This is a genomic window from Lysobacter sp. M15 (assembly GCF_022662515.1).
GTDB lineage: Bacteria > Pseudomonadota > Gammaproteobacteria > Xanthomonadales > Xanthomonadaceae > JAKPBU01.
Map to the genome: position 1 here is coordinate 60,595 of NZ_JAKPBV010000013.1, position 25,255 is coordinate 85,849.

Annotated in this window: 27 protein-coding genes and 1 pseudogene; 9 read left to right on the top strand and 19 right to left on the bottom strand. The window is 68.1% G+C overall.

What is annotated here, in order from left to right; all coding sequences use genetic code 11:
* Nucleotides 1-17 precede the first annotated feature (17 nt).
* Nucleotides 18-623, bottom strand: coding sequence for a lysophospholipid acyltransferase family protein (locus tag MC380_RS13725; protein WP_242165426.1), 606 nt, complete (start codon nt 621-623; stop codon nt 18-20).
* A gap of 10 nt (nt 624-633) precedes the next feature.
* Nucleotides 634-1,062, bottom strand: coding sequence for an alternative ribosome rescue aminoacyl-tRNA hydrolase ArfB (gene arfB, locus MC380_RS13730; RefSeq protein ID WP_242165428.1), 429 nt, complete (start codon nt 1,060-1,062; stop codon nt 634-636).
* A gap of 45 nt (nt 1,063-1,107) precedes the next feature.
* Here arfB and MC380_RS13735 point away from each other — a divergent pair, with 45 nt between their 5' ends.
* Nucleotides 1,108-1,716 (top strand): porin family protein, encoded by a 609-nt coding sequence (locus MC380_RS13735; RefSeq protein ID WP_242165430.1) that lies wholly within the window; start codon nt 1,108-1,110, stop codon nt 1,714-1,716.
* Nucleotides 1,717-1,768: 52 nt separating this feature from the next.
* On the opposite strand, the pseudogene MC380_RS13740 reads toward MC380_RS13735, so the two are convergent.
* Nucleotides 1,769-1,903 (bottom strand): annotated as a pseudogene (locus MC380_RS13740) (peptide chain release factor-like protein); the annotation flags it as partial.
* 87 nt (nt 1,904-1,990) lie between these two features.
* Here MC380_RS13740 and MC380_RS13745 point away from each other — a divergent pair.
* Entirely contained in the window at nt 1,991-2,554 is a 564-nt protein-coding gene (locus MC380_RS13745) for a hypothetical protein (RefSeq protein ID WP_242165432.1), read from the top strand.
* On the opposite strand, the gene MC380_RS13750 is transcribed toward MC380_RS13745, so the two are convergent.
* The 9 genes from MC380_RS13750 to MC380_RS13790 form a co-directional block, all read right to left on the bottom strand.
* Nucleotides 2,551-3,315, bottom strand: a complete 765-nt coding sequence (locus MC380_RS13750) for a pseudouridine synthase (protein WP_242165517.1) — start codon at nt 3,313-3,315, stop codon at nt 2,551-2,553. The two genes, MC380_RS13745 and MC380_RS13750, sit on opposite strands and share 4 nt — an antisense overlap.
* Nucleotides 3,316-3,410: 95 nt before the next feature.
* A complete protein-coding gene (gene ubiB, locus MC380_RS13755) occupies nt 3,411-5,096 on the bottom strand; it encodes a ubiquinone biosynthesis regulatory protein kinase UbiB (RefSeq protein WP_242101937.1) in 1,686 nt (561 codons plus the stop codon).
* Nucleotides 5,093-5,719 (bottom strand): SCP2 sterol-binding domain-containing protein, encoded by a 627-nt coding sequence (locus MC380_RS13760; protein WP_242101938.1) that lies wholly within the window; start codon nt 5,717-5,719, stop codon nt 5,093-5,095. Before MC380_RS13760 ends, ubiB begins: the two co-directional genes overlap by 4 nt.
* Before the next feature lie 76 nt (nt 5,720-5,795).
* Nucleotides 5,796-6,803 (bottom strand): 2-alkyl-3-oxoalkanoate reductase, encoded by a 1,008-nt coding sequence (gene oleD, locus MC380_RS13765; RefSeq protein WP_242165434.1) that lies wholly within the window; start codon nt 6,801-6,803, stop codon nt 5,796-5,798.
* Nucleotides 6,800-8,458: an olefin beta-lactone synthetase gene (oleC, locus tag MC380_RS13770; RefSeq protein WP_242165436.1), complete on the bottom strand. Its 1,659-nt coding sequence runs from the start codon at nt 8,456-8,458 to the stop codon at nt 6,800-6,802. Before oleC ends, oleD begins: the two co-directional genes overlap by 4 nt.
* Before the next feature lie 74 nt (nt 8,459-8,532).
* Nucleotides 8,533-9,441 (bottom strand): alpha/beta fold hydrolase, encoded by a 909-nt coding sequence (locus MC380_RS13775; RefSeq protein ID WP_242165519.1) that lies wholly within the window; start codon nt 9,439-9,441, stop codon nt 8,533-8,535.
* 63 nt (nt 9,442-9,504) lie between these two features.
* Nucleotides 9,505-10,521 (bottom strand): 3-oxoacyl-ACP synthase III, encoded by a 1,017-nt coding sequence (locus tag MC380_RS13780; protein WP_242101949.1) that lies wholly within the window; start codon nt 10,519-10,521, stop codon nt 9,505-9,507.
* 223 nt (nt 10,522-10,744) lie between these two features.
* Complete coding sequence (locus tag MC380_RS13785) at nt 10,745-11,056, bottom strand: DUF4156 domain-containing protein (RefSeq protein WP_242165438.1); 312 nt, start codon at nt 11,054-11,056, stop codon at nt 10,745-10,747.
* A 124-nt stretch (nt 11,057-11,180) separates the two neighbouring features.
* Nucleotides 11,181-14,048: a pitrilysin family protein gene (locus tag MC380_RS13790; RefSeq protein WP_242165440.1), complete on the bottom strand. Its 2,868-nt coding sequence runs from the start codon at nt 14,046-14,048 to the stop codon at nt 11,181-11,183.
* 95 nt (nt 14,049-14,143) lie between these two features.
* Here MC380_RS13790 and MC380_RS13795 point away from each other — a divergent pair, with 95 nt between their 5' ends.
* From MC380_RS13795 to MC380_RS13810, 4 genes are all read left to right on the top strand, one after another.
* Entirely contained in the window at nt 14,144-14,854 is a 711-nt protein-coding gene (locus MC380_RS13795) for an SDR family oxidoreductase (RefSeq protein WP_242165442.1), read from the top strand.
* 156 nt (nt 14,855-15,010) lie between these two features.
* Entirely contained in the window at nt 15,011-15,331 is a 321-nt protein-coding gene (gene bamE, locus MC380_RS13800) for an outer membrane protein assembly factor BamE (protein ID WP_242165444.1), read from the top strand.
* Between the two features lie 48 nt (nt 15,332-15,379).
* Nucleotides 15,380-15,859 carry a tRNA (cytidine(34)-2'-O)-methyltransferase gene (locus MC380_RS13805; RefSeq protein WP_242165446.1) on the top strand — a complete coding sequence of 160 codons (480 nt, stop codon included), beginning with the start codon at nt 15,380-15,382 and terminating at the stop codon, nt 15,857-15,859.
* 130 nt (nt 15,860-15,989) lie between these two features.
* Entirely contained in the window at nt 15,990-16,634 is a 645-nt protein-coding gene (locus MC380_RS13810; protein WP_242165447.1) for a diffusible signal factor-reguated Ax21 faimly protein, read from the top strand.
* 297 nt (nt 16,635-16,931) lie between these two features.
* Here MC380_RS13810 and MC380_RS13815 read toward each other — a convergent pair whose 3' ends face one another.
* The 5 genes from MC380_RS13815 to MC380_RS13835 all read right to left on the bottom strand — a co-directional run bounded on the left by MC380_RS13815 (nt 16,932) and on the right by MC380_RS13835 (nt 20,061).
* A complete protein-coding gene (locus tag MC380_RS13815) occupies nt 16,932-17,969 on the bottom strand; it encodes an NAD(P)H-dependent glycerol-3-phosphate dehydrogenase (protein WP_242165449.1) in 1,038 nt (345 codons plus the stop codon).
* A gap of 20 nt (nt 17,970-17,989) precedes the next feature.
* Nucleotides 17,990-18,514, bottom strand: a complete 525-nt coding sequence (secB, locus tag MC380_RS13820; RefSeq protein ID WP_242101957.1) for a protein-export chaperone SecB — start codon at nt 18,512-18,514, stop codon at nt 17,990-17,992.
* A gap of 140 nt (nt 18,515-18,654) precedes the next feature.
* Complete coding sequence (locus MC380_RS13825; protein WP_242165521.1) at nt 18,655-19,092, bottom strand: rhodanese-like domain-containing protein; 438 nt, start codon at nt 19,090-19,092, stop codon at nt 18,655-18,657.
* Nucleotides 19,093-19,154: 62 nt separating this feature from the next.
* Complete coding sequence (locus MC380_RS13830; RefSeq protein ID WP_242165451.1) at nt 19,155-19,574, bottom strand: hypothetical protein; 420 nt, start codon at nt 19,572-19,574, stop codon at nt 19,155-19,157.
* A gap of 28 nt (nt 19,575-19,602) precedes the next feature.
* Nucleotides 19,603-20,061 (bottom strand): YiiD C-terminal domain-containing protein, encoded by a 459-nt coding sequence (locus tag MC380_RS13835; RefSeq protein ID WP_242165453.1) that lies wholly within the window; start codon nt 20,059-20,061, stop codon nt 19,603-19,605.
* A gap of 13 nt (nt 20,062-20,074) precedes the next feature.
* Between MC380_RS13835 and MC380_RS13840 the strand changes: the two genes are divergently transcribed.
* Complete coding sequence (locus MC380_RS13840; RefSeq protein WP_242165455.1) at nt 20,075-20,842, top strand: uroporphyrinogen-III synthase; 768 nt, start codon at nt 20,075-20,077, stop codon at nt 20,840-20,842.
* Nucleotides 20,843-21,007: 165 nt separating this feature from the next.
* The gene (locus MC380_RS13845) at nt 21,008-22,258 is read left to right on the top strand and encodes a heme biosynthesis HemY N-terminal domain-containing protein (RefSeq protein ID WP_242101962.1); all 1,251 of its coding nucleotides are present in this window, start codon (nt 21,008-21,010) and stop codon (nt 22,256-22,258) included.
* Nucleotides 22,259-22,351: 93 nt separating this feature from the next.
* Here the strand turns inward: MC380_RS13845 and MC380_RS13850 are convergent, their stop codons facing one another.
* A complete protein-coding gene (locus MC380_RS13850) occupies nt 22,352-23,629 on the bottom strand; it encodes an acetyl-CoA C-acetyltransferase (RefSeq protein WP_242165457.1) in 1,278 nt (425 codons plus the stop codon).
* A gap of 98 nt (nt 23,630-23,727) precedes the next feature.
* Here MC380_RS13850 and MC380_RS13855 point away from each other — a divergent pair, with 98 nt between their 5' ends.
* Entirely contained in the window at nt 23,728-24,612 is an 885-nt protein-coding gene (locus tag MC380_RS13855) for a hypothetical protein (RefSeq protein WP_242165459.1), read from the top strand.
* 138 nt (nt 24,613-24,750) lie between these two features.
* On the opposite strand, the gene MC380_RS13860 is transcribed toward MC380_RS13855, so the two are convergent.
* Nucleotides 24,751-25,251: a GNAT family N-acetyltransferase gene (locus tag MC380_RS13860; RefSeq protein ID WP_242101965.1), complete on the bottom strand. Its 501-nt coding sequence runs from the start codon at nt 25,249-25,251 to the stop codon at nt 24,751-24,753.
* Nucleotides 25,252-25,255 lie beyond the last annotated feature (4 nt).

Here is a 25,255-nt window from a genome sequence, read left to right on the forward strand (position 1 = left end):
CGGCCGCCGGTCCGGGCCTAGACGTCGTGGTTGCGGCCCTGCGACACCTCGCGGTACCAAGCCTGGATGCGGGCGATGTCGGCCTGCATGTCGTCCCCGGCGTGGAACAGCGGGCCGATGCCGACCACGCGCTGGCCGTAGTGGAAGTAGGCGGGCAGGATCGGCACGTCAGCGGCCTTAGCGATCTTCCAGAACCCGGTCTTCCAGCGCTCGACCTGTTTGCGCGTGCCTTCCGGCGCCAGGCCGTACCAGAACCGGGGGTTGCTGCGGATCAGCGCGACCGACTGCTCGACCACGCCGCGCGCCTTGCTGCGGTCGACCGGGATGATGCCCATGCGCCGCAGCACCGTGCCCAGCAAGGGAATGCGGAACAGCGAGTCCTTGCCGAGGATGCGGATGTCGAGCCCCAGGGCGAGCTTCGCGCACAGCCCCCATACCCCATCCCAGTTGGACGAATGCGGCGCGCCGATCAGCACCAGTTTGGGGATGTCGGGGAAGCTGCCCACCATGCGCCAGCCGCCCAGGCGCAGGACCGTGCGCCCCAGCCAGCGCGTGAACGCATTCGGGCGCACGCGCGGTGCGTTGGGCGGCAACGGCAGTACCACGTCTGTTGCTTCGGCCATGCCGTGTCCTTCAGTCCCAGTCGCGGCTCGCGCGGCCGCGCTTGATCGTACTGCTGCGGCGCTTGGCATCCAGCCGGCGTTCCTTGGATGCGCGCGAGGGACGCGTCGCGACGCGCGGCTTGGGCGCGTGCAGGCCGGCTTCGATGAACGCATGCAGGCGCTCGCGCGCGTCCTGGCGGTTGCGCTCCTGGGTGCGGAAGCGCTGGGCGTTGATCACGAACACGCCATCGTCGGTCATGCGCCGGTCGCGCTTCGCCAGCAGCCGCTCGCGCACCGCCTCGGGCAGGGACGGCGAGCGCGCCACATCGAAGCGCAGCTCCACCGCGGTCGCGACCTTGTTCACGTTCTGCCCGCCCGGGCCGGAGGCACGCACGAAACGCTCGATCAGTTCGGCGTCGGGAATGGGCAGAATGGAGGGCTCGATTGTCATCGCGCGCATTCTATGGTGTGCTGCCATCGCGCGAATAATCAGGGGAGCCAAGCCGTGACGTTTGCCAAGGTATCGATGATCGCGACCATTTGCGCCGCCGGTCTTTTCACCACGACCGCCCGGGCTGCGGCTGGTCCCGGGTCGGGCTGGTACGCCGGCGCCGATCTCGGCCGCATGGAATACAAGTTCGACAACGGCTTCGATGCCTCCGACAACGCATTCGGCGTGCATGGCGGTTACCGCTTCTCACGTTACTTCGCGATCGAAGCGGGCTACGCCGACCTGGGCAGCTACGATTTCAGCGTGGCATGCCCCACCGGAACGTTCTGTGTACCCGAGGACTATCCGATCTACACCGAAGTTTCGTCGCAGCGGATTGAACTGAACGTGCTGGGCATCTTGCCGCTGGGTGAGCGTCTGGAAGCGTACGCCAAGGCTGGCTACGCGAGGACTAAATTCGATGTGTTCGTCCGCGAGGGCATACACGATGGCAGCAGCGATTCCATCCGTAGCTCGGATCCTGTGTACGGCATCGGGCTGCGCCTGAATTTCGATGCACCCTGGTCGCTGCGCCTGCAGTGGGAACGCACGCCGGACATGAACGATTCCGATGCAGACCTCAATGCGCTTTGGCTCGGGGCGGAGTATCGCTTCGGCGGCTGACCGCGCACCGCGCGTTCTCCGGTCGGCGCGGCAAATCGCAACGACCATTGCCGGTCGGCGAGTTGGCGACGTCGAAGCGCAGCTCCACCGCGGTGGCGACCTTGTTCACGTTCTGGCGGCCCGGACCGGAGGCACGGACGAAACGCTCGATCAGTTCGGCGTCGGGAATGGTGAGGGATGGGGGCATCGAAGACTCCTGATGCCAATGTACGGGCTGGATTGACGCTCCCGCTGGCGCGCGGGATCATGCCCGCTCTTCATGGAGGATGGTGTCATGCGCCCTGAGTTGGCCGCCCTTGCCTTGTGCTTGCTGTCCCTGCCGGTGTCCGCGCAGCAGGCCGATCCGGCTTACGTCGACAGCCTGGAAAACAAATCCATTCCGGATCCCGCACGGACCGATGGCCGGTCCCGATCCGGTGCCGGCGCACAGGTTGCCCAGCGCCATGCCGACGATCAGGCCATGGCCCGGCACCAGGCGGCGCAGGCCGCCGAGACCGAACGCCATATCCGCGAGCAGATGGACGAGTTCACCGCGGCGCATGTGGCCGCGATCGAGGGTCAAGAGCAGGCTGCCGCGAATGCCTATGCCGATCCCCCGGTCGGGGGTCACAGCATGCTCCGGCAACTGGAAGGAAGCACCGGCGCAGCTGGCTGGCCGGACGACCCTGGCACGAACCGCGCCCCCACACCGCAGACCGGCATTGGTGGCCAGATCGGCTCGGCGCTGCTGCAGGATGCGGCCGGCGCGGTCGACGCGGGTATCGAGCGCAAGGTGTACGGCCGCAACGGGCGCATCGTGCTGCCGGTGACTGCCTCGGACGACGCGCCGGGACTCTAGGGCCTGTTAACGCAATCGGAGTGCACCGCGTGCGTCGGTGCGTCGAACAGGCACAGCGCATGCTGGAACTGCGTGTCGGGCGGCGCGATCGCGCAAACCCGCGAGCCGGTCACCGGATGCACGAAGGCCAGCCGCTCGGCATGCAGCAGCATCCGATGGATCCCGAGCATGCGGAAACTGCGGTTATGGCGCCCGTCGCCGTGACTGGTATCGCCGATCAGATGGTGCGACATGTGCTTCAGGTGACGGCGGATCTGGCGGAAGCGGCCGGTGCGCGGACGCGCGCGCAGCAGGGCGTAGCGCGACGTCGCGAACCCCTGCGACGCGATCGCAAGCTCGGTCGTCGCCAGGCACTCGAACTCGGTGATCGCCGGTTTCTTGACCGGCTTGCCCGGGCCGCCGTCGAGCGGATGGTCGACGACGAATCGAGGTTCCGGCCATCCGCGGCAGACGGCCAGATAGTCCTTCTCGAAGATCCGCGCGGATTGCGCCTCTTCATCAACCCCCGAATCGAGGCCGTTGGCCATCACCATCCGCCCCAACGCGGACGCGGTGTCACGATCGAACGCCAGCAGCAGGCAGCCGCTGGTGGCGCGATCGAGGCGGTGGACGAGGAAGATCGGGCAGCCGAACTGTTCACGCAGACGGTCGGCGGCGAAATCGGTTTCGCCGCGCGCAAGCGCGCTGTCGTGGACCATCAGTCCTGCGGGCTTGTCGACAATGGCAAGGAACGCGTCGCGATAGAGGACCGACAGGTCCATGGCCTGCGTCCCACCAGCCGAACTGGCGGCTGGACTGCGATCGTTCTCGAACGGCCGGCCGCGCGTGTCCATGGCGCGCTGCGGCGCGGCGTGCATCATCGCCTGCGCGTTTTGTCGCGGCGCGGCCATGCCGCCAGCAGCGCCCACAGTCCACCGATGCCGGCGATCCAGGCCGAGACCGGCAGCGACAGCAGCCGGGGTCCGGCGGCTTCGAGCGCATACAGCACTGCCGCCGCGATCAGCAGCCCGGTGCCCAGCACCGCGGCGACCACGCGCTTCTGGCCTTCGCGCGCCACCCGCGCCAGCTCGGCCAGGTCGCGCGAACGCATCTGCAGTTCGTGCCGGCCTTCGACCTGCTGGGTGAGCCAGGCATGCAGCAGCCGCGGCATGTCCGGCGCATGCGTGATCAGTTCCGGCAGGCGCTTGCGGAACTCGGCGGCCAGGCGTTGCGGGCTGTAGCGCTCCACCAGGATGCGCTCGAGCACCGGCCGCGCCACCGCCCAGATGTCGAGCTTCGGATCCAGCTGCCGGCCCACGCCCTCGATGTTGAGCAGCGTCTTCTGCAGCAGGATCAGCTGCGGCTGCAGGGTCAGCTCGTAGCGCTGCGCCGTGCGGAACAATTTCATCAGCACTTCGGCCAGCGAGATCTCGCTAAGCGGCCGGGTGAAGTACGGCTCGCAGACGCCGCGCGTCGCCGCTTCGAGCTCGTCGATGCGGATGTGCGAGGGCATCCATCCCGCCTGCACGTGCAGTTCGGCGATGCGCCGGTAGTCGCGGTTGAAGATCGCCATGAAGTTCTCGGCGAGGTAGTACTGATCCTCGCTCGAGAGCTGGCCCATGATGCCGAAATCCAGGGCGATGAAGCGCGGATTGTCCTTGCGCGTCGCATCGACCCAGATGTTGCCGGCGTGGGCGTCGGCGTGGAAGAAATTGTCGCGGAACACCTGGGTGTAGAACACACGCACGCCCTTGGCCGCAAGCGCCTTGCGGTCGATCCCGGCGGCGTCCAGCGCCACGATGTCGTCGCTGGGGATGCCATGCACGCGCTCCATGGTCAGCGCGCGCTCGGCGGTATGCGACCAGATGACTTCTGGCACGTACAGATCGGGCGAGTCCAGCCAGAAACGCCGCAGCACCGAAGCGTTGGCGCCTTCGCGCTGCAGGTCGAGTTCGGCGGCCAGCGTGTGCCGGATCTCGGCCACGATCTCGCGCGGACGGATCTTGTCGGCGCTGGGATGGGTGCGATCGACGATGCCGGCGATGTTGCTCAGCAAGGCGATGTCGGCGGCGACCTGGCGCTCGATGCCGGGCCGCAGCACCTTGACCACGACCTCGCGTGCCGGCGCGCCGTCCGTCGCCGCCAACACCGCTGCGTGTACCTGTGCGATCGAGGCCGACGCCAGCGGCGTGGTGTCGAAGGCCGTGAACGCTTCGCTGACCGGACGCCCAAGCGCCTGTTCCACGATTCTGCGTGCGGCTTCGCCATCGAATGGGGCTACCCGATCCTGCAGCAGCGCGAGCTCGTCGGCCACGTCCGGCGGCACCAGGTCGCGCCGGGTGGACAGGATCTGGCCGAACTTGACGAAGATCGGGCCCAGTTCCTGCAGCGCCATGCGCAAGCGCACGCCGCGTGGCATCGCCTCGACCTCGGCCGAAGCGCGCGGCACGAACGGCCGCATCAGCCTCAGCCAGCGCTCGGCCGGCGTATCGTCCAGCAGCGCATCCAGCCGATACCGCAACAGCACCCGGCCGATGCGCGCTGCGCGCAGCAGGGAACTCACTTGCCAGCCCCGAGTCGGGCAACGCGTGCGGCCATGCGTTCGACATCGTCGCGAAGCGCGTCCACATCGTCGTGGAACGCTTCGAGCTCGGCCTTCGGCACGATGTCGCGCGATTCCTCGGTCAGGTATTCGGCCGCCACTTCGGCGCTGTTGCCGGCGAACGTCCTGGCCTGCCGCAACGCTGCGGCGAAGGCATTGGCGACCTGCACCCCGATCACGTCGCCGAGCACCGCCGCGAACGGCCGCTGCCAGTCGGGGTCGAAATTCGCGGCCAGCTTCTGCAGCCGCCGCGCGAGCTCCGCATCGCCTTCGATCCGCAGCTTGCCCACCGGCGGCGCGGCGTCGTTGCGAAAGAACGGCAGCTGCGAGAGCAGGCCGCCGAGCGTGCTGCGCACCGACAGGTCGGGTTCGCCTTGCGTGGCGACCGGGCCGACCGCCAGGCGTTCATCCTCGACCGTCACCTGCAGTGCCATCGCGGGCGATTCGAGCCGGATCGCGATCCGCTGCCCTTCCAGCGCAGCCACCGCGCGCTGCGCTTCCTCGTCCAGCGACACGGCCCGGTTGAGCGCGGCTTCCAGCGCGCGACCGGCAAGGGGCTTCCAGCTGAGTGGCGCGGTATTCATGCGGGCATTGTAGGGCGCCGCGATCGGCCCCGACTGCCGTGCCGCTCCAACGCGCCGCAGCGCGCCAGGAGACCCATCAACCGCGCGATGTTCTCCCCCGGAAAGTTTCCGCCAGGCGCCCCAGCCCCTCCGCCATCGACACCCACGGCACATAGCCGAAATCACGCGTTGCAGGGGCCATGTCGTACCAATGCGCAGTACTCAACTGCTCCGCCAGGAAGCGCGTCATCGGCGGTTCGCCGCGCAGGCGCAGCAGCGGCCACAGCGTTTCGCAGGCCGCCCCGATCGCGTAAGCCACACCGAAGGGCAGGGTCTTGTGCACCTCGGGTGCACCGGCGGCACGCAGCAGGGCGTTGAGCAGCTCGCGCATCGGCATCGGTTCGCCGTTGCTGATGAAGTAGGCACGGCCCGCACAGGATGCGCCGGGAGCAAGGTGCTCGAAGGCGTCGAAGTGGGCCTGCGCGGCATTGTCGATATAGGTGCAGTCGACCAGGTTGTCGCCGCTGCCGACGATCCGCAGCCGCCCGCTGCGCGCGCGCTCGACCAGGCGCGGCAGGATCTGGTTGTCGCCCGGACCCCAGATCAGGCGCGGGCGCAGCGCGATGGTCGCCAGCGACGCATCATTGGCGGCCAGCACCGCCTGCTCGGCGATCAGCTTGGTGATCGCATACGGCGCCTTGAACCCCGATCCGTAGGGCACGCTGTCGGCCGTGCCGCCTTCGACCGGATGGGTCGCGCGATGGGTCACGCTCGGCGTCGAGGTGTAGACGAGCCTGCCGATACGGCGTGCGCGGCAGGCATCGAGCACGTTCTGCGTGCCGAGCACATTGGCCCGGTGATAGTCCTCGTACGCGCCCCATGCGCCCGCCTTGGCGGCATTGTGGAAGACCGCTTCGGCGCCGTCCGTCGCCGTCATCACCGCGGCGCGATCGGCCAGATCGCCGCGCAGCTGGCGCACGCCCAGCGCCTCGAGTTCCGGGTAATGGCCGCGATTGAAGCTGGCGACTTCGTGGCCGCGCGCGACCAGCCCGCGACACAGGGCCTGGCCGAGGAAACCGCCTCCTCCGGTGACCAGGATCTTCAAGCGCCCTCCCCCCCGGCCAAGGACTGTTTCGCCGCCCATGCCGCCAGCTTCTCGCGGCCGATCTTGGCGTTGTGGCGGATATCGACGGGAAACGGCTTCGGATAGCGCAGGAAACGCGCGACCTTCGCGGTGTGTACCTGGCCGTCGGCGAGGTGCCGCAGCTCCGAGGCGATGCGCGGCCACTGCGCGGCATCGACGCCCGATTCCAGTTCGACGCACAGCACCGGCAGCTGCGCACCTGGTTGCCCCACGCCCACCAGCGCAGTACGCCGGACGTGCGGATGGGTGTTGAACACCGGCTCCACCTGCTCGGTGCACAGCGTCGTCGATCCATCCACGACCACGCGCTGCGACTTGCGTCCGCAGAACCACAGCCGGCCTTCGCCATCGATCCAGCCCAGGTCGCCCATGCGGTGGACGATGCGGCCGCCGCCATTGGAGCGCTCGCGGATCTTAGCCAGGCGCGTCTGCGCGTCGCGATGGAAGTAGCTGTCGGTCGCCGTCGGTCCGGCCACGGTGATCTCGCCGACCTGTCCAGGCTTCAACTCGACGGCGTCGCCCCAGGTTTCGATGGGGGCATCGGTGATCGCGATGATCCGCACCTCGTTCGGCGGCACCGGCCTGCCGACGCAGGTGCCGCGACCGCGCTCGGTGTCTTCGCGCGTCCGGCTCAACTCACGGCCCTCGATGACCGCGACCGGCAGGCATTCGGTCGCACCGTAGGGCGTCCAGAATTGCGCGTCGTCAGGCAGCAGCGACTGCATCCTTGCCACCACGTCGGCCGGTACCGGCGCGCCGGCGGAGGTGATGCGCCTGACCGTGGGCAACGGCGCGCCATGCTCGGCCAGCACCCGCATCAGCGCGGGCGAGCCGAACAGCTGATCCACGCCGAAACGGGCGATGGCCGCGTGCAGCTTGCGCGGATCGGCCTTCGCGGGTCGGGTGGGATCCATGTCGGGGATGATCGAAGTCAACCCCAGCGCTGGGTCGAACAGCGCGAACGGCGGGAAGGTCGGCAGGTCGACCCCGCCGGGCGCGAAGCCGAACGCGCTGCGCATCATGTCGATCTGGGCGACGAAATGGCGATGGCGATAGACCACGCCCTTGGGCACCCCGGTCGAGCCGCTGGTGAACAGGATCGCGGCCACTTCGTCCGGCGCGGTGTCGGCGAGCTGCGCCGTTGCGCCGGCGCCACTGCGCTCGACTTCGGCCAACGTGGTGTCGGCCAGCCAGGCGCGTGCGCCGGTGGTAACGCGGATCCGCGCCGAGCGCGCCCATCTCAAAAGCATGCGCGCGAGGTGCGCCAGCGGAATGCCGATGAACGCCTCCGGCTGCGCCTCGTCTAGGCACTGCTTGAGCGCCCGTTTGTCGATGCCCGGGTCCACCAGCACCGGCACCGCACCGGCCTTGAACAGCGCGAACATCAGCAGGAAGAACTCTGGCGTCGGCCGCACCATCACCACTGCGCGCGTGCCACGCACGATGCCGGATCTGATCAGGCCTGCGGCAATGGCGTCGCTGCGCGCATCCAGCTGCGCGTAGGTGAGCGCGATGTCGTAGCGCCCGCCGCGCCCTGGGCAGCGCATCGCCACCTGGTCGGGGCGTTCGCGCGCCAGCCGCGGCAGCGCGGCGGCGATGTTGCACGGCTCGCTCATGTATTCATTGTAGGTCGGGCCTACGTGGCTGACGCTTGATTGCCCCGCATGCGCGTCGGGGACGTAGCCCCCACCTACAGCGGATTCGCATCGAGGAATGCCCGGATCGCCGGCACCAGCACTGAGTGCTTGTCCTCCAGGACGTAATGGTTCGCGTCCTCGAACGCGTGGACTTCGGCGCGCGGCAAGGCACGGGCGAAACCTTCCAGGAAGTGCCGGTCGAACACGAAGTCGCGCAATCCCCAGCCGATGAAGGCCGGTCGGTCGGCGAATTCGGGCAGCCGGCGCCCCGCCTGCTCCACCAGATCCCACGCACGATCGCCGGCAGCCAGCGGGATGTCCTGCATGAAACGCAGGGTCGCGATCCGGTGCGCCCAGTTGTCGTATGGCGCCACGTAGGCGCGTCGCACGGCGCGCGGCATCCGCCGCTCCACGCCGACGAACGAAGCCCCCGACGAGAACGCATTGAACGCACGGATGATGAAGCCGCCGAACCTCGAATCGCGGCCCAGCGACAGCTGCCACGGCATCGGCTTCGCCGCCGGCAGGGGGAACGCGGCGGTATTGGTGATGACCAGTCGCCGCACCTGGGCGGCGTGCGCCAACGCCCAGCCGAAGCCGATCATCCCGCCCCAGTCGTGTACCGCCAGCGTCACCGGCGTTGCATCGTCGATGCCTGCGTGCCGCAGCAATGCTTCCAGGTCGTCGATCCGCGACTGCAGCGTGTAGTCGTAGCGCGGCGATGCGGTGTTCGCATCGTCCGGCTTGTCGCTCAATCCCATGCCGACATGGTCGGGCACGATGCATCGGTACCTGTCGGACAGTCCGGACACCAGATGCCGCCAGTAATAGCTCCACGACGGATTGCCATGCAGCATGACAACCACCTCACCCGCGCGCGGGCCTTCGTCGAGGTACGACATCGCAATGCCGGGCCGCACTTCGAAACGCCGCGGCGTGAATGGATAGTCGGGAAACGTCATCGGCATGCAGGAATGAAAAGGGCCGGACGAACCGGCCCTGCGTCGAGGCGGTCCAGGACCGCCTTACCAGACGACCTCGGCCATCGAACAGTTCAACCCCGAGCCGATGCCCAGCAGTGCGACGCGGTCGCCCTTCTTCAGGCGGCCCATCTCGCGCAGCTTGCTGAGCACGATCGGCACCGAGGCCGGGCCGATGTTGCCGTGCTCGCCGAAGATGGTCATCACCTTCTTCGGGTCGATGCCGAAGGCCTTGATGAAGGCCGCGGTGTGGGCCTTGCTGACCTGGTGGATCACGAACTCGTCCATTTCCTCCACCACCCAGCCGAGCGCGAGCTTGGCGGCGATGAAGGTCTTTTGCGCCAGCTTGAGGCCTTCGATCAGCAACATGCGGGTATCGGTGACCATGCGATCGAGGTTGCCGCGGCACAGCGAGTTCCACTCGGTCGCAGCGCGGGTCACGCCGCCGCGGTAGCGCGGGGCGCCCGGCGCCAGTTCGGCACGGGCCAGGACCATGCCCGCGGCGCCGCAGCCCAAGGTCAGCGTGGCCAGCTCGTTGCGGAACTGCTCTTCGGTGACTTCCGGCGAGAGCAGGCGTTCCATGGTCTTGTCGTAGGCCAGGTTGGCGGTCTCGCCGTCCACGACCAGGGCGTAGTCGATCTCGCCGCGCTCGATCATCCGGCTGGCGATGTCCATGCCGTTGAGGAAGGCCAGGCAGGCGTTGGCCACATCGAAGTTCTGGCAGGTGTCGGACAGGCCCAGGTTGCCGCTGACGATGCTGGCGGTGGACGGTTCGAGGAAGTCGCGGCTGACCGAAGTGTTCACCAGCAGGCCGATGCGTGCCGGGTCGATGCCGGCGTCGGCCAGCGCCTTGACGCCGGCCAGGGTGGCCGCATCGGAGGCCTGCACGTTGTCGTCCCACAGGCGCCGGGCATGGATGCCGGCGATGTCCTGGAGCACGTCGGTCTTGATGTTGAGCCGGTCCAGGGTGGGCTTGAGCCGGGCATTGATCTCATCGCTCGACAGACGGCGCGGGGCGTCGATATGGGCGAGACCGGCAATGGCGACGTGCTGGAAGAGCATGGGCGATCCGGGCCGTCGTGCGGCCATCACGGGACAAAAGGGCGCATAGCGTAGCGGCTTCCCCGCCCCCACGCATGAAAATCAGCGTCTTGACCAGATCGCTTCAGGTTCGGCCTTTCCGGGGGCGCGGCGCCGGAGGCAGACGCATTCGCAGGAACGGCTGGGACTGCCAGCTCGGGTGCCGCGGAATACGGCCGCGACGGCGCGGGTCGCGAACCGGCGGTCAGCGCCCGCCACACCGCCAGGCGGCATAGCGCTGGCTGCCGTTGCTGGGCGGGCCCAGTGGTTGCACGGTATCGGCATTGATCCCAGGGGCCTCGTTGCGGGCGAGGGTTTCCAGTTCGTCGCGCACCTTGCGCTGGTTGCGGTCGTAGAAGGCCAGGTTGTGCCTTACCGACACCTCGATCTCGCCGCGGTTCTCGCAGCCTGCAGGCGGACCTTCGACCACCCGCACCGCGCTGGCGCCGGGGGCCATGTGCACCCAGGTGCAGGAGGTGGCGAGGGTTAGGGCGACAAGAAGCATTGGGGTACGCATGTCCGATTCCTGGTGGTGGGTCGTGAAAAGGCGGCTGCCGGCCCGCACGACGCGGCGCACGGCCAACTTACCGCGGGCAAGCTGAAGGCCGCCGCCTGCTGCGATGGCGGCGGCCGGTGGTCGCCTACGGAGTGGCCGTCACCGACTTGCCATCGGCATCGACCACCGTCACCTCGCCCAGGTTCAGCGCGCGCACCGACGCTTCGATCTTGGACAGGTCACCGACGATCACCCAGGTGAGCTGGTCCGGATCCAGGCCCCTGGCCGCAGCATTGGCCCGTGCCGGGGTGAACGCGGCCACTTCGGCGTTGCGCACCTGCACCCAGTCATCCGGGCGTCCGTAGCGGACGATGCCACCTATCGTGCCCATGACCGCGGCCGCGGTTTCGTAGGCGCCGGGCTGGCTGCGCAGCTCATTGGCCACGACCTTGTCCACTTCGGCCTGCGTCGCGGGCGTCTGGCCAGTGGCGTACTCGGCGACCTCGCGCTGGATCTCGGCCACCGATTCGGCGGTCTTGTCGATCTGCACCGGCGCCACCGCCAGGAACGGCCGCTGACCGAGCGCGCCCATCAGCATGGTGCGGGCGCCGTACGACCAGTGCTTGGTCTCGCGCAGGTTCATGTTGAGGCGCGAGGTGAACGACCCGCCCAGCACTTCGTTGGCCATTTCCAGCTGGACCGCTCCCGGGTCCTTGCTCGACGGGACCAGCTCGCCGGCATAGATATTGGCCTGGACCGCGCCGGGCTGGTCAATCAGGAACACGCGCGGCTTGGCCGGACGCGCGACGGTCGGAACCGGCACGCCTGCCTTGGCGGTGCCCTCGCCCGTCCAGTCGCCGAAATGCCTGTCCAGCAGCGGCACGATTTCCGCCAGCGTGGTATCGCCGACCACGATCACCGTGGCCTGTTCGGGGCGCAGCCACTGCGCCTGGTAGGCCAGCAGCTGCTCGCGGGTCAGCGCGCCGATCGCAGCTTCGGTGCCGCTGCCGGTGAACGGGATGCCATAAGGATGGCCATCGCCGTACAACAGCGGCGGCAGCACCCGCAGCGCCGCGGTCTGGGGCCGCGCCTTTTCCTGCGCGATGCCTGCGATCCACTGCGCCTTGACCCGCTCGATTTCGGCCTGGTCGAAGCGCGGCTGGCGCAGCATGGTCGCGAACAGCGCGATCGATGGGTCGAGCGTTTCCTTAAGCGCCGAGAGCGATGCGCTGGCGCCGTCGAGCGACGCGCCCGCACCAAGCTCGGCACCCAGCTCTTCCTTGCGCGACGCGAACGTCAGCGCGTCCATCTGGCCCGCGCCTTCGTCGAGCATTTCGGTGGCGAAGCCGGCCGTGCCGGCCTGCGCTGCCGGATCGCTGGCGTATCCGCCGTCGAATTCATAGCTGATGTTCACCACCGGGACCGCATGGCGTTCGGCCAGCACCACGGTGCTGCCGTTCTTCAGCCTGCCCCGCTGCAGCGCCGGGAACTTGAGCGACGGGAAGGTTTCGACTTGTGGGACTCCGGCCTTGCGGTCGATGGTGCTGGCGCTGGTGGTGTATTTCGGATCGGCCTTGGGCAGCGCGAACGGCGCCGGCTTGCTTGAGGCTTGTTCTGCCAACTCCTTGCGCACGCCGGGCTTGACCAGGAAGGTATGGCTTGGATGACCCAGCCATTTCGCACCGGCGGCGCGGACCTGCTCCGGCGTCGCCTCCGCCACCGCGCGCAGCGAATCGCGGAAGCAACCAGGGTCTCCTTCGTAGATCGCGCACGCCGCCAGCGCGTCGGCCTTGCCGCCGAAGCCGCCGATCCGTTCGATGCCGCGAATGAAGCCGGCGCGGTAGCTGGTCTTGGCCCGCGCCAGTTCCTCGGCGGTCGGGCCTTCGGCGATCAGCCGCTGCAGCTCCTCGTCGATGATCGCCTCGACCCTGGCCGGATCCACACCCTGCTTGACCATGGCGTTGATCAGAAAATTGCCGGACAGCTGCGCGCCGTAGTTGGCGGTGCCGACGCTGTCGACCAGCCGGTCGCGGTGGACCAGACGGGTATCCAGGCGCGAGCTGGCGCTGCCGCCGAGCACGTCGGAGAACAGGTCCAGCATGTCCGCCTCGCGCGTGCCCGCCTGCGGCACGTTCCACATCCGCCGCACCAGCACCTGCGGCACCTTGTCCTCGAGTTCGGTGCGGCCGGATTCGCGCAGCACGGCCAGGTCCACCTGCGGCTGGGCCATCGTGGGCGTCGCGGGGATGTCGCCGAAGTATTTCGCGACCTTGTCCTTCGCGGTGGCCAGATCGATGTCGCCAGCCAGCACCAGCACCGCGTTGTTGGGCCCGTACCAGGTGCGGAACCAGGTCTTGACATCCTCGAGCGATGCGGCGTTGAGATCATTCATCGAGCCGATGGTGGTGTGGTGGTACGGATGCCCCTGCGGATACATCGTGGCACTGACCACTTCGCGCAGCTGCCCGTAGGGCTGGTTCATACCCTGGCGCTTTTCGTTCTGGACCACGCCGCGCTGCTCGTCGAGGGTCTTCTGGTCGATCGCGCCCAGCAGATGGCCCATGCGGTCGGATTCCATCCACAGCGCCATGTCCAGCGCCGTGGTCGGCACGTTCTGGAAATAATTGGTGCGATCGGTGTTGGTCGTGCCGTTCATGTCGGTGGCACCGGCCTGCTCGAACGGCGTGAAATATTCGCCCGGCGCGTTTTCCGAGCCGTTGAACATCAGATGCTCGAACAGATGGGCGAAGCCGCTGCGTCCGACCGGCTCGTCCTTGCTGCCCACGTGGTACCACAGGTTCACCGCCACGATCGGCGCCTTGCGGTCGGTATGCACGATGACGCGCAAGCCGTTGGGCAGGGTGAATTCCTCGTAGGGGATGTCGACCGCGGCGCGCGCAGCGTCTCCGGATCCAGTCCGGGGCAGCTTCTGGGCGTAGGCATCGAAGGCCGGCCCGCAGCTGGTTGCGAGGGCGAGCGTGAGCAGGACGACACGGGAACGAGCAAAGGACATGACACTCCTTGCGTAGCGATAGGGCAGACAGTCCCTCATGCTAGCCGGACATCGTGCGCCCTACACTTGCCAGAGGTCATCGCAAGGAGATTCACATGCCCAACGCCCTGGTCACCGGCGCCAATCGCGGTTTAGGTCTGGCCCTGGTGCGCGCGCTGCTCACCCGCGGCGATCGCGTCATTGCAGCCTGCCGCCATCCGGGCAAGGCAAACGATCTCAACCGATTGACGGGCGAGCATCCCGGGCGCCTGCACGTGCTGCCGCTGGACCTGACCGATCCCAAATCGCACCACGAACTGGCGCGCGAACTTCCGCTGGTGCTCGGGAACGATGCGGGCGAAGGCCGGATCGATCTGCTGATCAACAACGCCGGCGTGCTGCATTCGGGCGAGCGATTCGGCAAGGTCACGGCGGCGAACCTGGAGGACAGCTTCCGCACCAATGCGATGGGGCCGTTCCTGCTGACCCAGGCATTGGCGCCGCTGCTGGCCGACGACGCCAAGGTGGCCAACATCACCTCGGAGCTCGGCTCGATCGCCGGGGTGACCCGGTTCGGCACGCCCAGCTACAACATCAGCAAGGCGGCCTTGAACATGGCGAGCGTTTTGCTGAAGCACGCGCTGGCCGATCGCCGCGTCATGGTGCTGGCATTGCATCCGGGCTGGGTCCGCACCGAGATGGGCGGCAACGAGGCGACGCTGCCGCCGGCACAGTCCGCCGAGAGCCTGTTGCGCGTGATCGACGGCGCCTCACTCGCCGATTCCGGAAAGTACCTCGACTGGAACGGCGAGCCGTTGCCCTGGTAGCTGCTGGATCCGCCGAGGCCAATGCGCGTTGGCGAGGGCGCAATGCCCGTTTCCGCGAACGTTCATCGCGAAAAAGCCATGCTGTCGCGCGAATGCTGCGCGGTGACGCGTGCATGCTGTTCGAACCCACGTCGTCGTCCAGACCATGGAGATCGCATGAAATCCCGCCTGCTGCTGGCGGCCGCCATGTTGCTGTCGCTCCCCGCCCTTGCCGGCCGTCTCACCGATGCCGACAAGCTCAACCAGCTCAAGCCGGGCAAGACCACGGCCGCCCAGACAGTCGAACTGCTCGGCAAACCGAATCAGGAAAACCGCAGTCCGGACGGGCGCTACGCCTACATGTACGAATTCGACCTCCCCAACCAGGCCGATCCATCGCAGCCCAGCCTGCAGGGCGTGGCCGCACTGCTGTTCTCGACTGGCAACGTGCTGGAGGATGTGCAGATGTTCAAGAAGGCCGATGCCGCGAAGAAGTAGATTGCCGTGGGGATTGACCGCGGCTGCGCGCCGCGGCGCAATGCACGGATGTTCGACGTCATCCTCCACCAGCCGGAGATACCACCCAACACCGGCAACGTGATCCGGCTGTGCGCCAATACCGGCGCGCGCCTGCATCTGGTCAAACCATTGGGGTTCTCGCTGGAGGATCGCCTGCTGCGGCGCGCCGGCCTGGATTACCACGAATACGCCGCGCTGCAGGTGCACCGCTCGCTGGAGGAGGCGATTGCGGCGATCGCGCTGGCCAACGGCGCGACGCCGCGCCTGTTCGCGCTCAGCGCCCGCAATGCAGTGCGCTACGACGCACCGGCCTATGCGCGCAACGATGCGTTCCTGTTTGGAAGCGAAACCCGCGGGCTTCCGGACGAAGTGCTGGCGCAGATCCCCCCGCAACAGCGGCTGCGGCTGCCGATGCAGCCGGGAAATCGCAGCCTCAACCTGTCCAATGCGGTCGCGGTGACCGTGTTCGAGGCCTGGCGCCAGCTCGGTTTTTCGGGCGCGACCTGAACCGCGCGCAAAAGTTCCTGTACTTGATAGTTCAGGATTCAGCCCCAGTTGATCGCCGCGACGCAGAATCCGCCGCCGAGGGGTGCTGTTAACGCAACCCTTCGAAAAAACAATCAGAAAGGAACAACCCATGAAGCGTCATTTGCTTGCCCCTGCCCTGCTCGGTGCGACCCTGTTCGCCGCACTGCCTCTCGCCGCGTCGGCGCAGAACGCCAGCGGCCTGAACTACAACTATGTCGAAGGCGGCTATGTCGCCACCAACCTGGACAACGACAACGGCGACATCGATGCCGATGGTTTCGGCGTGAACGCCTCGGCCGCACTGTCCGACAACTTCCACATCTTCGGCGGCTACGCCTCGCAGGACACCGACACCTTCGAACTGGTCGATGGCGGCGAGCGGGTGAACACCGACGCCAACCAGTGGCGGATCGGCCTGGGCTACAACCTGCCGATCGCAGCCAGCACCGATCTGGTCGCACGCGCGGCCTATGAGAAGTTCGAGATCGACGACGTGACCGTGGATGGCGAGACCTTCGACATCAACGAAGGCGACGACGGCTACAGCGCCGAGGTCGGCGTGCGCACCGCGTTCACCGACAACCTGGAAGGTCACGCCTTCGCCGGCTACGAGGACTACGGCAACGACGCCGACGACTTCTACGGTAGGGTCGGCGCGCAGGTGAAGTTCAACCCCCGCTGGGGCATCAGCGGCGACGTGAAGTTCGCCGATGGCGATACCCAGTGGTTCGTCGGTCCGAGGTTCAGCTGGTAAAGGGACCCGCCCGCTACCGGGCACCGACGACAGCGTCATTCGCGACTGATTGTCTCTCTCCCCCTGACGTCGCGAGTTCACCCCGGCCTTTCGAGGCCGGGGTTTTTTATGCATGTGACGCAGAGCCGCGAACGTGGAAGCGGCCTTGGCCGCGATCGCCCTAACTTTCGACCCGGTGCGGCGCGAGAGACATTCGCGGCCAGGGCCGCTCCCACAGTGCGCCGGCGCGGTAAAACGTTCCGATGATGCGAGTGTCCCGGGCCGCTGCGGCGGCGCGTAGGCAACGGCTGCGGAACGTCAGTCGCGGCGCGGAAACAGTTCGACCGGATACTCGGCTTTCTGCTCGCGCGCGAGCAGCCGGGCCAGGCCCTCGGCCGGGGTGATATCGCCATGCAGCACGTCGCGGACATTGCTGGCGATGGGCAGTTCCACTCCGAACCGGTCGGCCAGCCGCATGACTTCATCGGCGGTCTGGATCGATTCGACCACCTGGCCGATCTCGCGCACCGCCTCGTCGATCGACTGCCCGCGTCCCAGCGCAAGGCCGAGCCGGCGATTGCGCGACAGGTCGCCGGTGCAGGTCAGCACCAGGTCGCCCAGCCCGGCCAGGCCCATCAGGGTTTCCGGGCGCCCGCCGATGGCGATATTCAGACGCAGCATCTCGTTGAGTCCGCGCGTGATCAGTCCGGCGCGCGCATTGAGGCCCAGGTCCATGCCATCCGCGACGCCGGTGGCGACCGCGAGCACGTTCTTCATCGCACCGCCGAGCTCGGCGCCGCGCATGTCGTTACCGGTATAGGCGCGGAATGCCGGGCCGTGCAGAGCATCGGCCACCGCCTGGCAGAAGCCCTCGTCCTCGCCATGCACCGTGAGCGCAGTAGGCAGGCCCGCCGCGACCTCCCTGGCGAAGGACGGGCCGGTGACCACGGCCAAGGGGACGTTCTCACCAAGCAGATCGCCGGCGACTTCGTGCAAAAAACGTCCGCTGCCGGGCTCGAAGCCCTTGGTCGCCCAGGCGACCCCGGCATGCGCCGGCCGCAGCGGTGCGAGCGCGCGCAAGGTCTCGGCAAACGCGTGCGAGGGCACGACCACGAGCACCAGGTCGCAACCGGCCAGCGCGGCGTGCAGGTCGGTGCTCGCGGCGAGCGCCTCGGGCAGCGCGATGCCGGGCAGGTAGCGCGGATTCTCCCGGCGCGCCCGGATCGCGTCGATCACGGTGGCATCCCGCCCCCACAGCACCACCTCGTAGCCGTGGCGCGCGATCAGTGCGGCGAGCGCGGTACCCCAGGAGCCCGCGCCAAGGACGGCGATCGCCGGTTTGTGCTCAGCATCCACGCGTGAGCGCCGATGCCGGTTCAGGCGTTGCCGGCGGGCTCGGACGTGGCGAGGTCGCCGTTGCCCTGGGCGGCGCGCTGGCGCAGGCCTTCGGCGTACAGCGCCTCGAAGTTGATCGGCTGCAGCAGGAACGGCGGGAAGCCACCGGCCTGGATCAGCTCGCTGATGGTCTGGCGCGCGTAGGGATACAGCACGTTCGGGCAGTGCGTGCCGAGCATGCCGTCCAGTGTCGCCTCGTCGAACCCGGCCAGACCGAAGATCCCGGCCTGTTGCACTTCGGCCAGGTACGCGGTCTTCTCACCCGCGGTGCAGGTCAGGGTGATCCCCAGCACCACCTCATAGGCGTTGTCGCCCACGCGCTGCACGCGCTGGTTCAGATTCATCTGCAGCTGCGGCTGGGCCGGCTCGCTGAACACCTGCGGGGCATTGGGCACCTCGAACGAGACGTCCTTGACGTAGATCTTTTCCACCGTGAACTGCGGGCCATTGGTCTCGGCCGGACCGGCGGCACCGTCATTCATGCCATTCAGGGCTTCATCGGACATCGTTCAACTCCAACGCTGTGCGTCTATGCGAAAAAGAGGGCGATTATGGCATGGGCCGGATACCCAGGCGGGCGCCCGCCATGCCGCGGGCGCGCCGGTCAGGGGCCAGGCAGCGCCTACACACAGCGCATCCCGATCGGTCAGGCGCGGCCCTTGACCAGGGGCAGATCGGCCTGTTGCCAGCCGGCGATGCCGCCGTCGAGCGCGTAGACATGTTCGAAGCCGGCCTTCTTCAGCCGCCGCGCGGCGCCGCTGGAAGCCTGCCCGTCCTTGCATACCACCACCACCGGTAGCGCCTTGGCGCCTGCGAGCTTCTTGTTCTCCGGATCGAACTGGCTCATCAGCACATTTTTCGCGCCTGGAATATGTCCCTTCTCGAAGTCGGCGGCCGGACGCAGGTCCACGACCAGCGCGTTCTCGCGATTGATCAGCGCGGTCAGCGCGGCCGGGCGCAGCAGCTTGAAACCGCGGAACAGCTGCGCGATCTCGTTGCCGATGATCGCCAGGGTGAGCACGGCCAGGCCGATGGACAGCAGGGGGTGACGGCCGGCGAAGGCCATCAATTCTTCAAGGTTCACAGGGGCCATGCGCTCCGGGTCGGGCCGGCATTGTCGCCTGCGCGCCCGAGGCTGGCAAAAAACTACATTCCGGCCCAGAAATCCGGCAGGCCGGAGGTGACCCACCAGGTCTTGGTCGCCGGATCAAAACGCCAGGCCTCGGTATAGCGGATGCTGCGTTCGGTCATGTTGTGCTTGTTGATCACGCCGATCTGGATCTCACGCCGCGCATGCAGCTTGTCCGCCGAGACCTCGGAGGCCAGGTCGGTGTAGGCCGACACCTGGATCTGTCCGTAGCGTTCGAACTCGAGCGCGGTCTTGGGGTGCTGCTCGCGGTACTCAGGGTCGACCGCCGCCCAGGCGCCCTCGAAATTGCCCCAACGGATCGCGGCGGAATAGTCGTACTGACGCTGCTCCAGCTCGTTGCGCTTGTCGCCGCCGGTCGCGCAGCCGGCCAGCGCCAGCACCAGCCATATCAGTACGCTCCACTTTGCCATCCGCATGTCCGCTCTCCCCGCAGTCGCGGCCATCCTACCCTTTGGCGATTGCCACGTAACGCGCCTCGGCGCGAACCGCGTCTCCGCCGGCGGGCATGAGCACGCAGGCGGCGATATTCACCGAGACGCGACCCTGGGCACGCAGCGCGGCGGCGATGTCGGGCCACGCTTGCCCGGTCGCCAGCCATGCGCGGGCTTCCAGATCGGCGTACAGCGGCGCGCGATAGCGCACCCGGGTGTCGGCGACGAAGACATCCGCGGAAAGCCCGGCTTCGCGCAGCTTGAGGGTGACCAGCCCCCAGCCTGCCAGGGTCATCAGCGACACCAGGCTCCCACCGAATGCGCAGTCCTTGTCGTTGACGTGCGCCGCCAGCGGCGCGCGCAGCCGCAGCGTCTCGCCGTCGCAGGCCGCCGGCTGCAGCTGCAGCGCGGCCACGGGGGGCATCGCGCGGTAGTGCGCGTCCAGCCAGCTCAAATCCGCTTGTGATTCCATCTATGCTCCTCGTATGCCACGCGCTCCGGGTCATCGCCTGCAAGGATGCCATGTCGTCTCTCTACGTCCGGTAGGCGACCACGAGGCATTGCGGCGCGCAGCCGCGCGCGAAGGCGCGCGGCTGCTGGCCCTGTCGCCATGGCGCATCGAGCCGCGTGACGACGCGACGACCCGCGACCAGCTTCGAAAGGCGCTGCAGGCATCGCGCGTGGTGTTCACCAGCCCATCCGCGGTGCGCGCCGCGCTTGTGCTGCGGCCGCTGCGCACCCGACGTGGCCAGCTTTGGTGCGCCGTCGGCGACGGGACCGCCCTGGCGTTGCGGCGTGCGGGAATCGCGCGGGTGGAAGCGCCGCGACGGATGGACAGCGAAGGCCTGCTGGACCTGCCCGTTCTGACCGACGTGCGCGGCACCGATATCGGCCTGATCACCGCACCGGGCGGGCGCGACCGCATCGCGACCGGCCTGCTCGGACGCGGTGCTCGGATCCTGCGCGCGGATGTATACACCCGCGTCCCGGTCGCGCCATCGGCTGCTGCGCAGGCCCGCCTGCGCGCGCTGCGACGGCGTCCGTGGCTGGCCTTGAGCAGCGGACAGGCGTTGCACCAGGTGCTGGCGCAGCTGCCAGCGGCAGCGTGCGATCGCCTGCTGCGCGCACGCGTGGCGGCTGCAAGCGATCGCCTGGCAGCGCTCGCGCGGGAAGCTGGCTTCGACGACATCCGCGTCGCTGCCAGTGCCCGCCCGCGCGATCTGATCGCAGCCATGGCAGGCACTACCGGCTGACCGCGACCTCGATGCCATGCCGATCTTCGGCGCGTAGCCTTGCTGGCCGCATTTCCGGAACCGGTCCCTGCGTGCAGCTGCGACCCTCGCTCCGGTTCCGTTCAGCCAGTTCGACACGAACGCAACGCCCGGCAGGCTAACGTCGGGGCGGACAAGGAGATCGACATGAAACTCTTCGGCAACGTGCTGTTCTGGATCGTGCTGGTGCTGCTCGGCGCCCTGGCCGCCCAGTTCGTGCTGCAGGATCCGGGTTACGTGCTGGTGCGCTACCGCGGCATGGACTACACAACCACGGTGGCCATGGCACTGGCCACGCTGCTCGGCGCCCTGATCGCGCTGGTCGTGCTATGGAAGCTCGTCACCTTGCCGTTTCGCGCGTGGCGCGAACACGGCGACCGTCGCAGTCGCGCGCGCCTGGGCGAAGGCCTCGATGCCCTGCATTACGGCCAGTACGATCGGGCCGAGAAGCTGCTCGCGCAGGCTGCCGCTGACGATGACAGCATCGCCGCAAGCGCAAGGATTGCTGCCGCGCGCGCGGCCATGCGTCGTGGCGACCCGGATGCGGCCCGCGCGCAGCTTGATGCGCTGGGAGAACGCCATGCCGCTGCACGCGCGATCGCGATAGCGGAACAGGCGCTACGCGAGCAGCGCCCCACCGATGCGCTGGTGGCGCTGGATGCGCCCGCTGCGCAGCCGCTCCCGCCGCGCGGTCTCGTCTTGCGCGCAGAAGCGCTCGCCGCGTCCGGCCAGTCGGCCGAGGCCTATGGGCTGCTCGGTTCGCTGCGCAAGCAGAACGCAATGCCCACCGCGCGGCTGGACGAATACCAGGAACGCTGGGCCGCGGCATCGTTGCGCGAGGCGCCCGACACCAATGCGCTGGCCGATCGCTGGCAAGCGCTGCCGAAACCGTTGAAGACCGATCCGGCCGTAGTCTCGGCTTACGCGGATCGGGCACACGCGCTCGGCTGGGACGATGCTGCGATCAAGGCGGTCGAACAGGCGCTGGATGCGCGCTGGGACGAAGGCCTGGCCGCGCGCTACGGCGGTCTGCCACCGGCACATGCGCAAGCCAGACAGATCGTGCTCGAGCGCTGGCTGCGCGCGCATCCTGCCAGCCCCACGCTGCTGCTGTCGCTCGCACGTTCGCATCGCGAACAGGGCCGATGGGCCGAATCGGAGGATTACCTGCAGCGCGCTCTGGCCCAAGGCGCCGGCAGCGCTGCCTGGGAAGAGCTGGGACATGGTTATGCGTCCGCCGGCGACCAAGCGCGCGCTCGCATCGCCTATGCGAACGCGTTGCGTACCGCGCGCGGCGAAAGCGCAGCAGAACTACCAAGCGACAACAGGTTCCGGGCGGTCGCGCCGGTCGTTGCCGAAGAACGCGACGAACATGGGATGCCGCGCCTGCGTCAGTAGCCGATCCGCGCAGGGGCGGTCGCGGTCGACGCATCGAGCGCGCCGCAGCGCATGGTTTCTTCCGCGTATGCCGCGCGCGCAGTCCGCGCGCAGTCAGCGTTCCAGGATCGCCACCACGCCCATTCCGCCGGCGGTGCAGATCGATACCAGACAGCGGCCGCTGCCGCGTTCGGCGAGCTGTTTGGCGGCGGTGGCCACGATCCGCGCGCCGGTGGCGGCGAACGGGTGCCCGGCCGCGAGCGACGAGCCGAGCGGGTTGATTCTGGCGGGGTCGATCCGACCCAAGGGCGCATCCAGATCAAGGCGCGTGCGGCAGTAGTCCTCGCTCTCCCAGGCGCGCAGCGTGCACAGCACCTGCGCCGCGAAGGCTTCGTGGATCTCGTAGATGTCGAAGTCCTGCAATGCGAGGCTGTTGCGCTTCAACATTTCCGAAACCGCCACGGTCGGCGCCATCAGCAGGCCCTCGCCGTGGACGAAATCGACCGCGGACACATGCGCGTCGCGGATCCGGCACAGCACTTCGTGGCCGTGCGCGCTGGCCCAGTCCTCGGACGCCACGAGGCAGGCCGAGGCACCGTCGGTCAGCGGGGTCGAATTGCCCGCGGTGAGGGTGCCGCGACCGGAGGTCCTGTCGAACGCGGGCTTGAGGGTGGCCAGCTTTTCGATGCTGGTGTCGGGCCGCAGGATGTTGTCGCGCGAAACGCCGCGGAAACTGACCACCAGATCCTCGAAGAAGCCGCGCTCGTAGGCGGCGGCCAACTTGTGGTGCGAAGCGGCAGCGAGCTCATCCTGCGAGTCGCGCGAGATGTTCCACTGCTTGGCCATGTCCTCGCAGTGGTCGCCCATCGATTTGCCGGTGCGCGGCTCGGCCACACCGGGGAAGTCCGGCTTCAACTCGCGCAACGAGAAACCTTTGAACGCGGCAATCTTGTCCCTGGTCGATTTCGCCGCCGCGGCTGCGAGCAGGCGCTGGCGCAGCGCCTTGCCATAGACGATCGGCACATCCGAGGTGGTGTCCGAGCCACCCCCGATGCCGACCTCGATCTGACCGACGGCGATCTTGTTGGCGATGGTAATGATGCTGTCCAGACCGGTGCCGCAGGCCCGCTGCAGGGTGATGCCGGGGGTCAGCGGCGACAGGCCGGAGGAGAGCGTGGCTTCGCGCGCGAGATTCCAGTCCGACGAGTGCTTGATCACCGCGCCCATCGCCACTTCGCCCAGCTGCTGGCCGTGCAGTCCGAACTTCTCGACCAGCGCGCCCAGCGTACGCACCGACATGCCCAGGTTGCCGACGTCGGAGTACGCGGTGTTCTGGCGGCAGAACGGGATGCGGACGCCGCCGAGGACGGCGACAGGACGGCCTTGCAGCATCGTGCGGATTCCTTGTGCGAAGCGTGTAGCGAGCGGCCTGTCGGGCCGCTCCGGGCATAATCGCAGTGTAGCGCCAATCAACCGACCCTTCTCTCACGATGCAGTCTCCAGACGCCCGGCTTTTCCAGGCATTCACGCAGGCGCGCGGCGTACTGGCGCTGGAGCTTTCGCCTGGCAGCACGATCGCGCACGAAGCGCTGCAGCAGGCAGATGCCGGCCGCCTCGCCGGCCTGGTGGGTCGTGACGTGGGTACGCTGGTGCCGGAGGCGAGGGAGCTCGACCTGGTCTTCGCCGCCGCGCATTTCGATCCGGCGGAAGTACTGCGGCCGGGCTGGCCCTTGCATCGGCGGCTGGACGAATTGCACCAGCGCGCGCCGAAAGCCGGCCACGGTCCGCGCGTCATCGCTTTCGGCGCCGATCGCGACGGGCAGATCCCGCAGCCGTTGCGCGCAGAGGACGAACTGCGCGGCGGCAGTCTGCGGGTGCTTCCGTTCCTGTTCGCCGGCGAAGCCGCCGTGGCTGGCGCGGCCGCCGAACGCATGGAGACGCTGCTGATGGATCGCGGCATGGCCCAGGCCGACACCGCCCTGTGCGCGCAGGAGGCCTTCGGCGCGCGCATCGAACACGCGCGCTACCTCACCGTGCACGACCTGGCGGCGATGACCGCCCTGCAGTACCACAATCTGGGTCTGGACGCGCTATGGCGCGTTGTCGAAGCCGCGCTGCTCACGCCCGACCGGGAAGCCGTACTCGACGCGGCGCCAGAGCCGCTGCTGCGCTATGCCGGCGGCGAAGCGCGCATCGCCCTGTTTTCGCCCGACGCGTGGCGACGACGCTACATGCCGGAAAGCGAGGACGATGCGACCAGGCTCGAACGCCGCTTCGAACTGTTCCAGGCGCGCCAGCGCCAGTTCGCCGCGGTCCTGCAGGCGCATGGCATCGACGTGACGTTCGCGCATTGCGACGAAGCCGGCGAACTGTAGGAGCGTCGCCCGGCGCGAGCCCGCCGCGATCATCGTTCCGCTGCGACCGCTTGCAAGCCGCCGCAGCGGCCTTGGACATGGGTTCGGTCCGGAGAATCCTGGATCGCTGGCTGCTTCTGTCGCGCCGAAGCGATGTGCCTACAGAAGTGCTTCGTAGATCTCGTACCCGGCATCGCGCATGCCCAGCGCGGTGTAGGTCGCCCGTGCCGCGGCATTGTCGCGTTCCATGTACAGACGCAGGCCGATCGCGCCCGGCGTGGTGCGCGCCAGCGCCTCGACGTGGCGATACAGCGCTGCGAATACGCCCCGGCGTCGAAACCGGGGCAGGACATAGACGCTCTGGATCCACCACCAGTCGCCATTGCGCCAGTCGCTCCACTCGTGGGTGAGCATCAGCGTGCCCGCGGGCGCGCCGATGGTGTCGCTGCCGGCCAGGTCGTCATGCATCGCCACGAAGTAGCGGGCCTTGGCGGGATCGGACAGGCCGGCCTCGATCCCGGCCCGCACTGTGGGCGGATCGAGCGCCTTGCCTTCGGTTTCCTGCGCCATGGCGATGGCGCACTCGGCCAGCCAGGCGGCGTCGGCCGCGACCGCGGCGCGCACGCGCAGCGGCTGCACGCTCGCCATGCCTTGCTTCATCGCG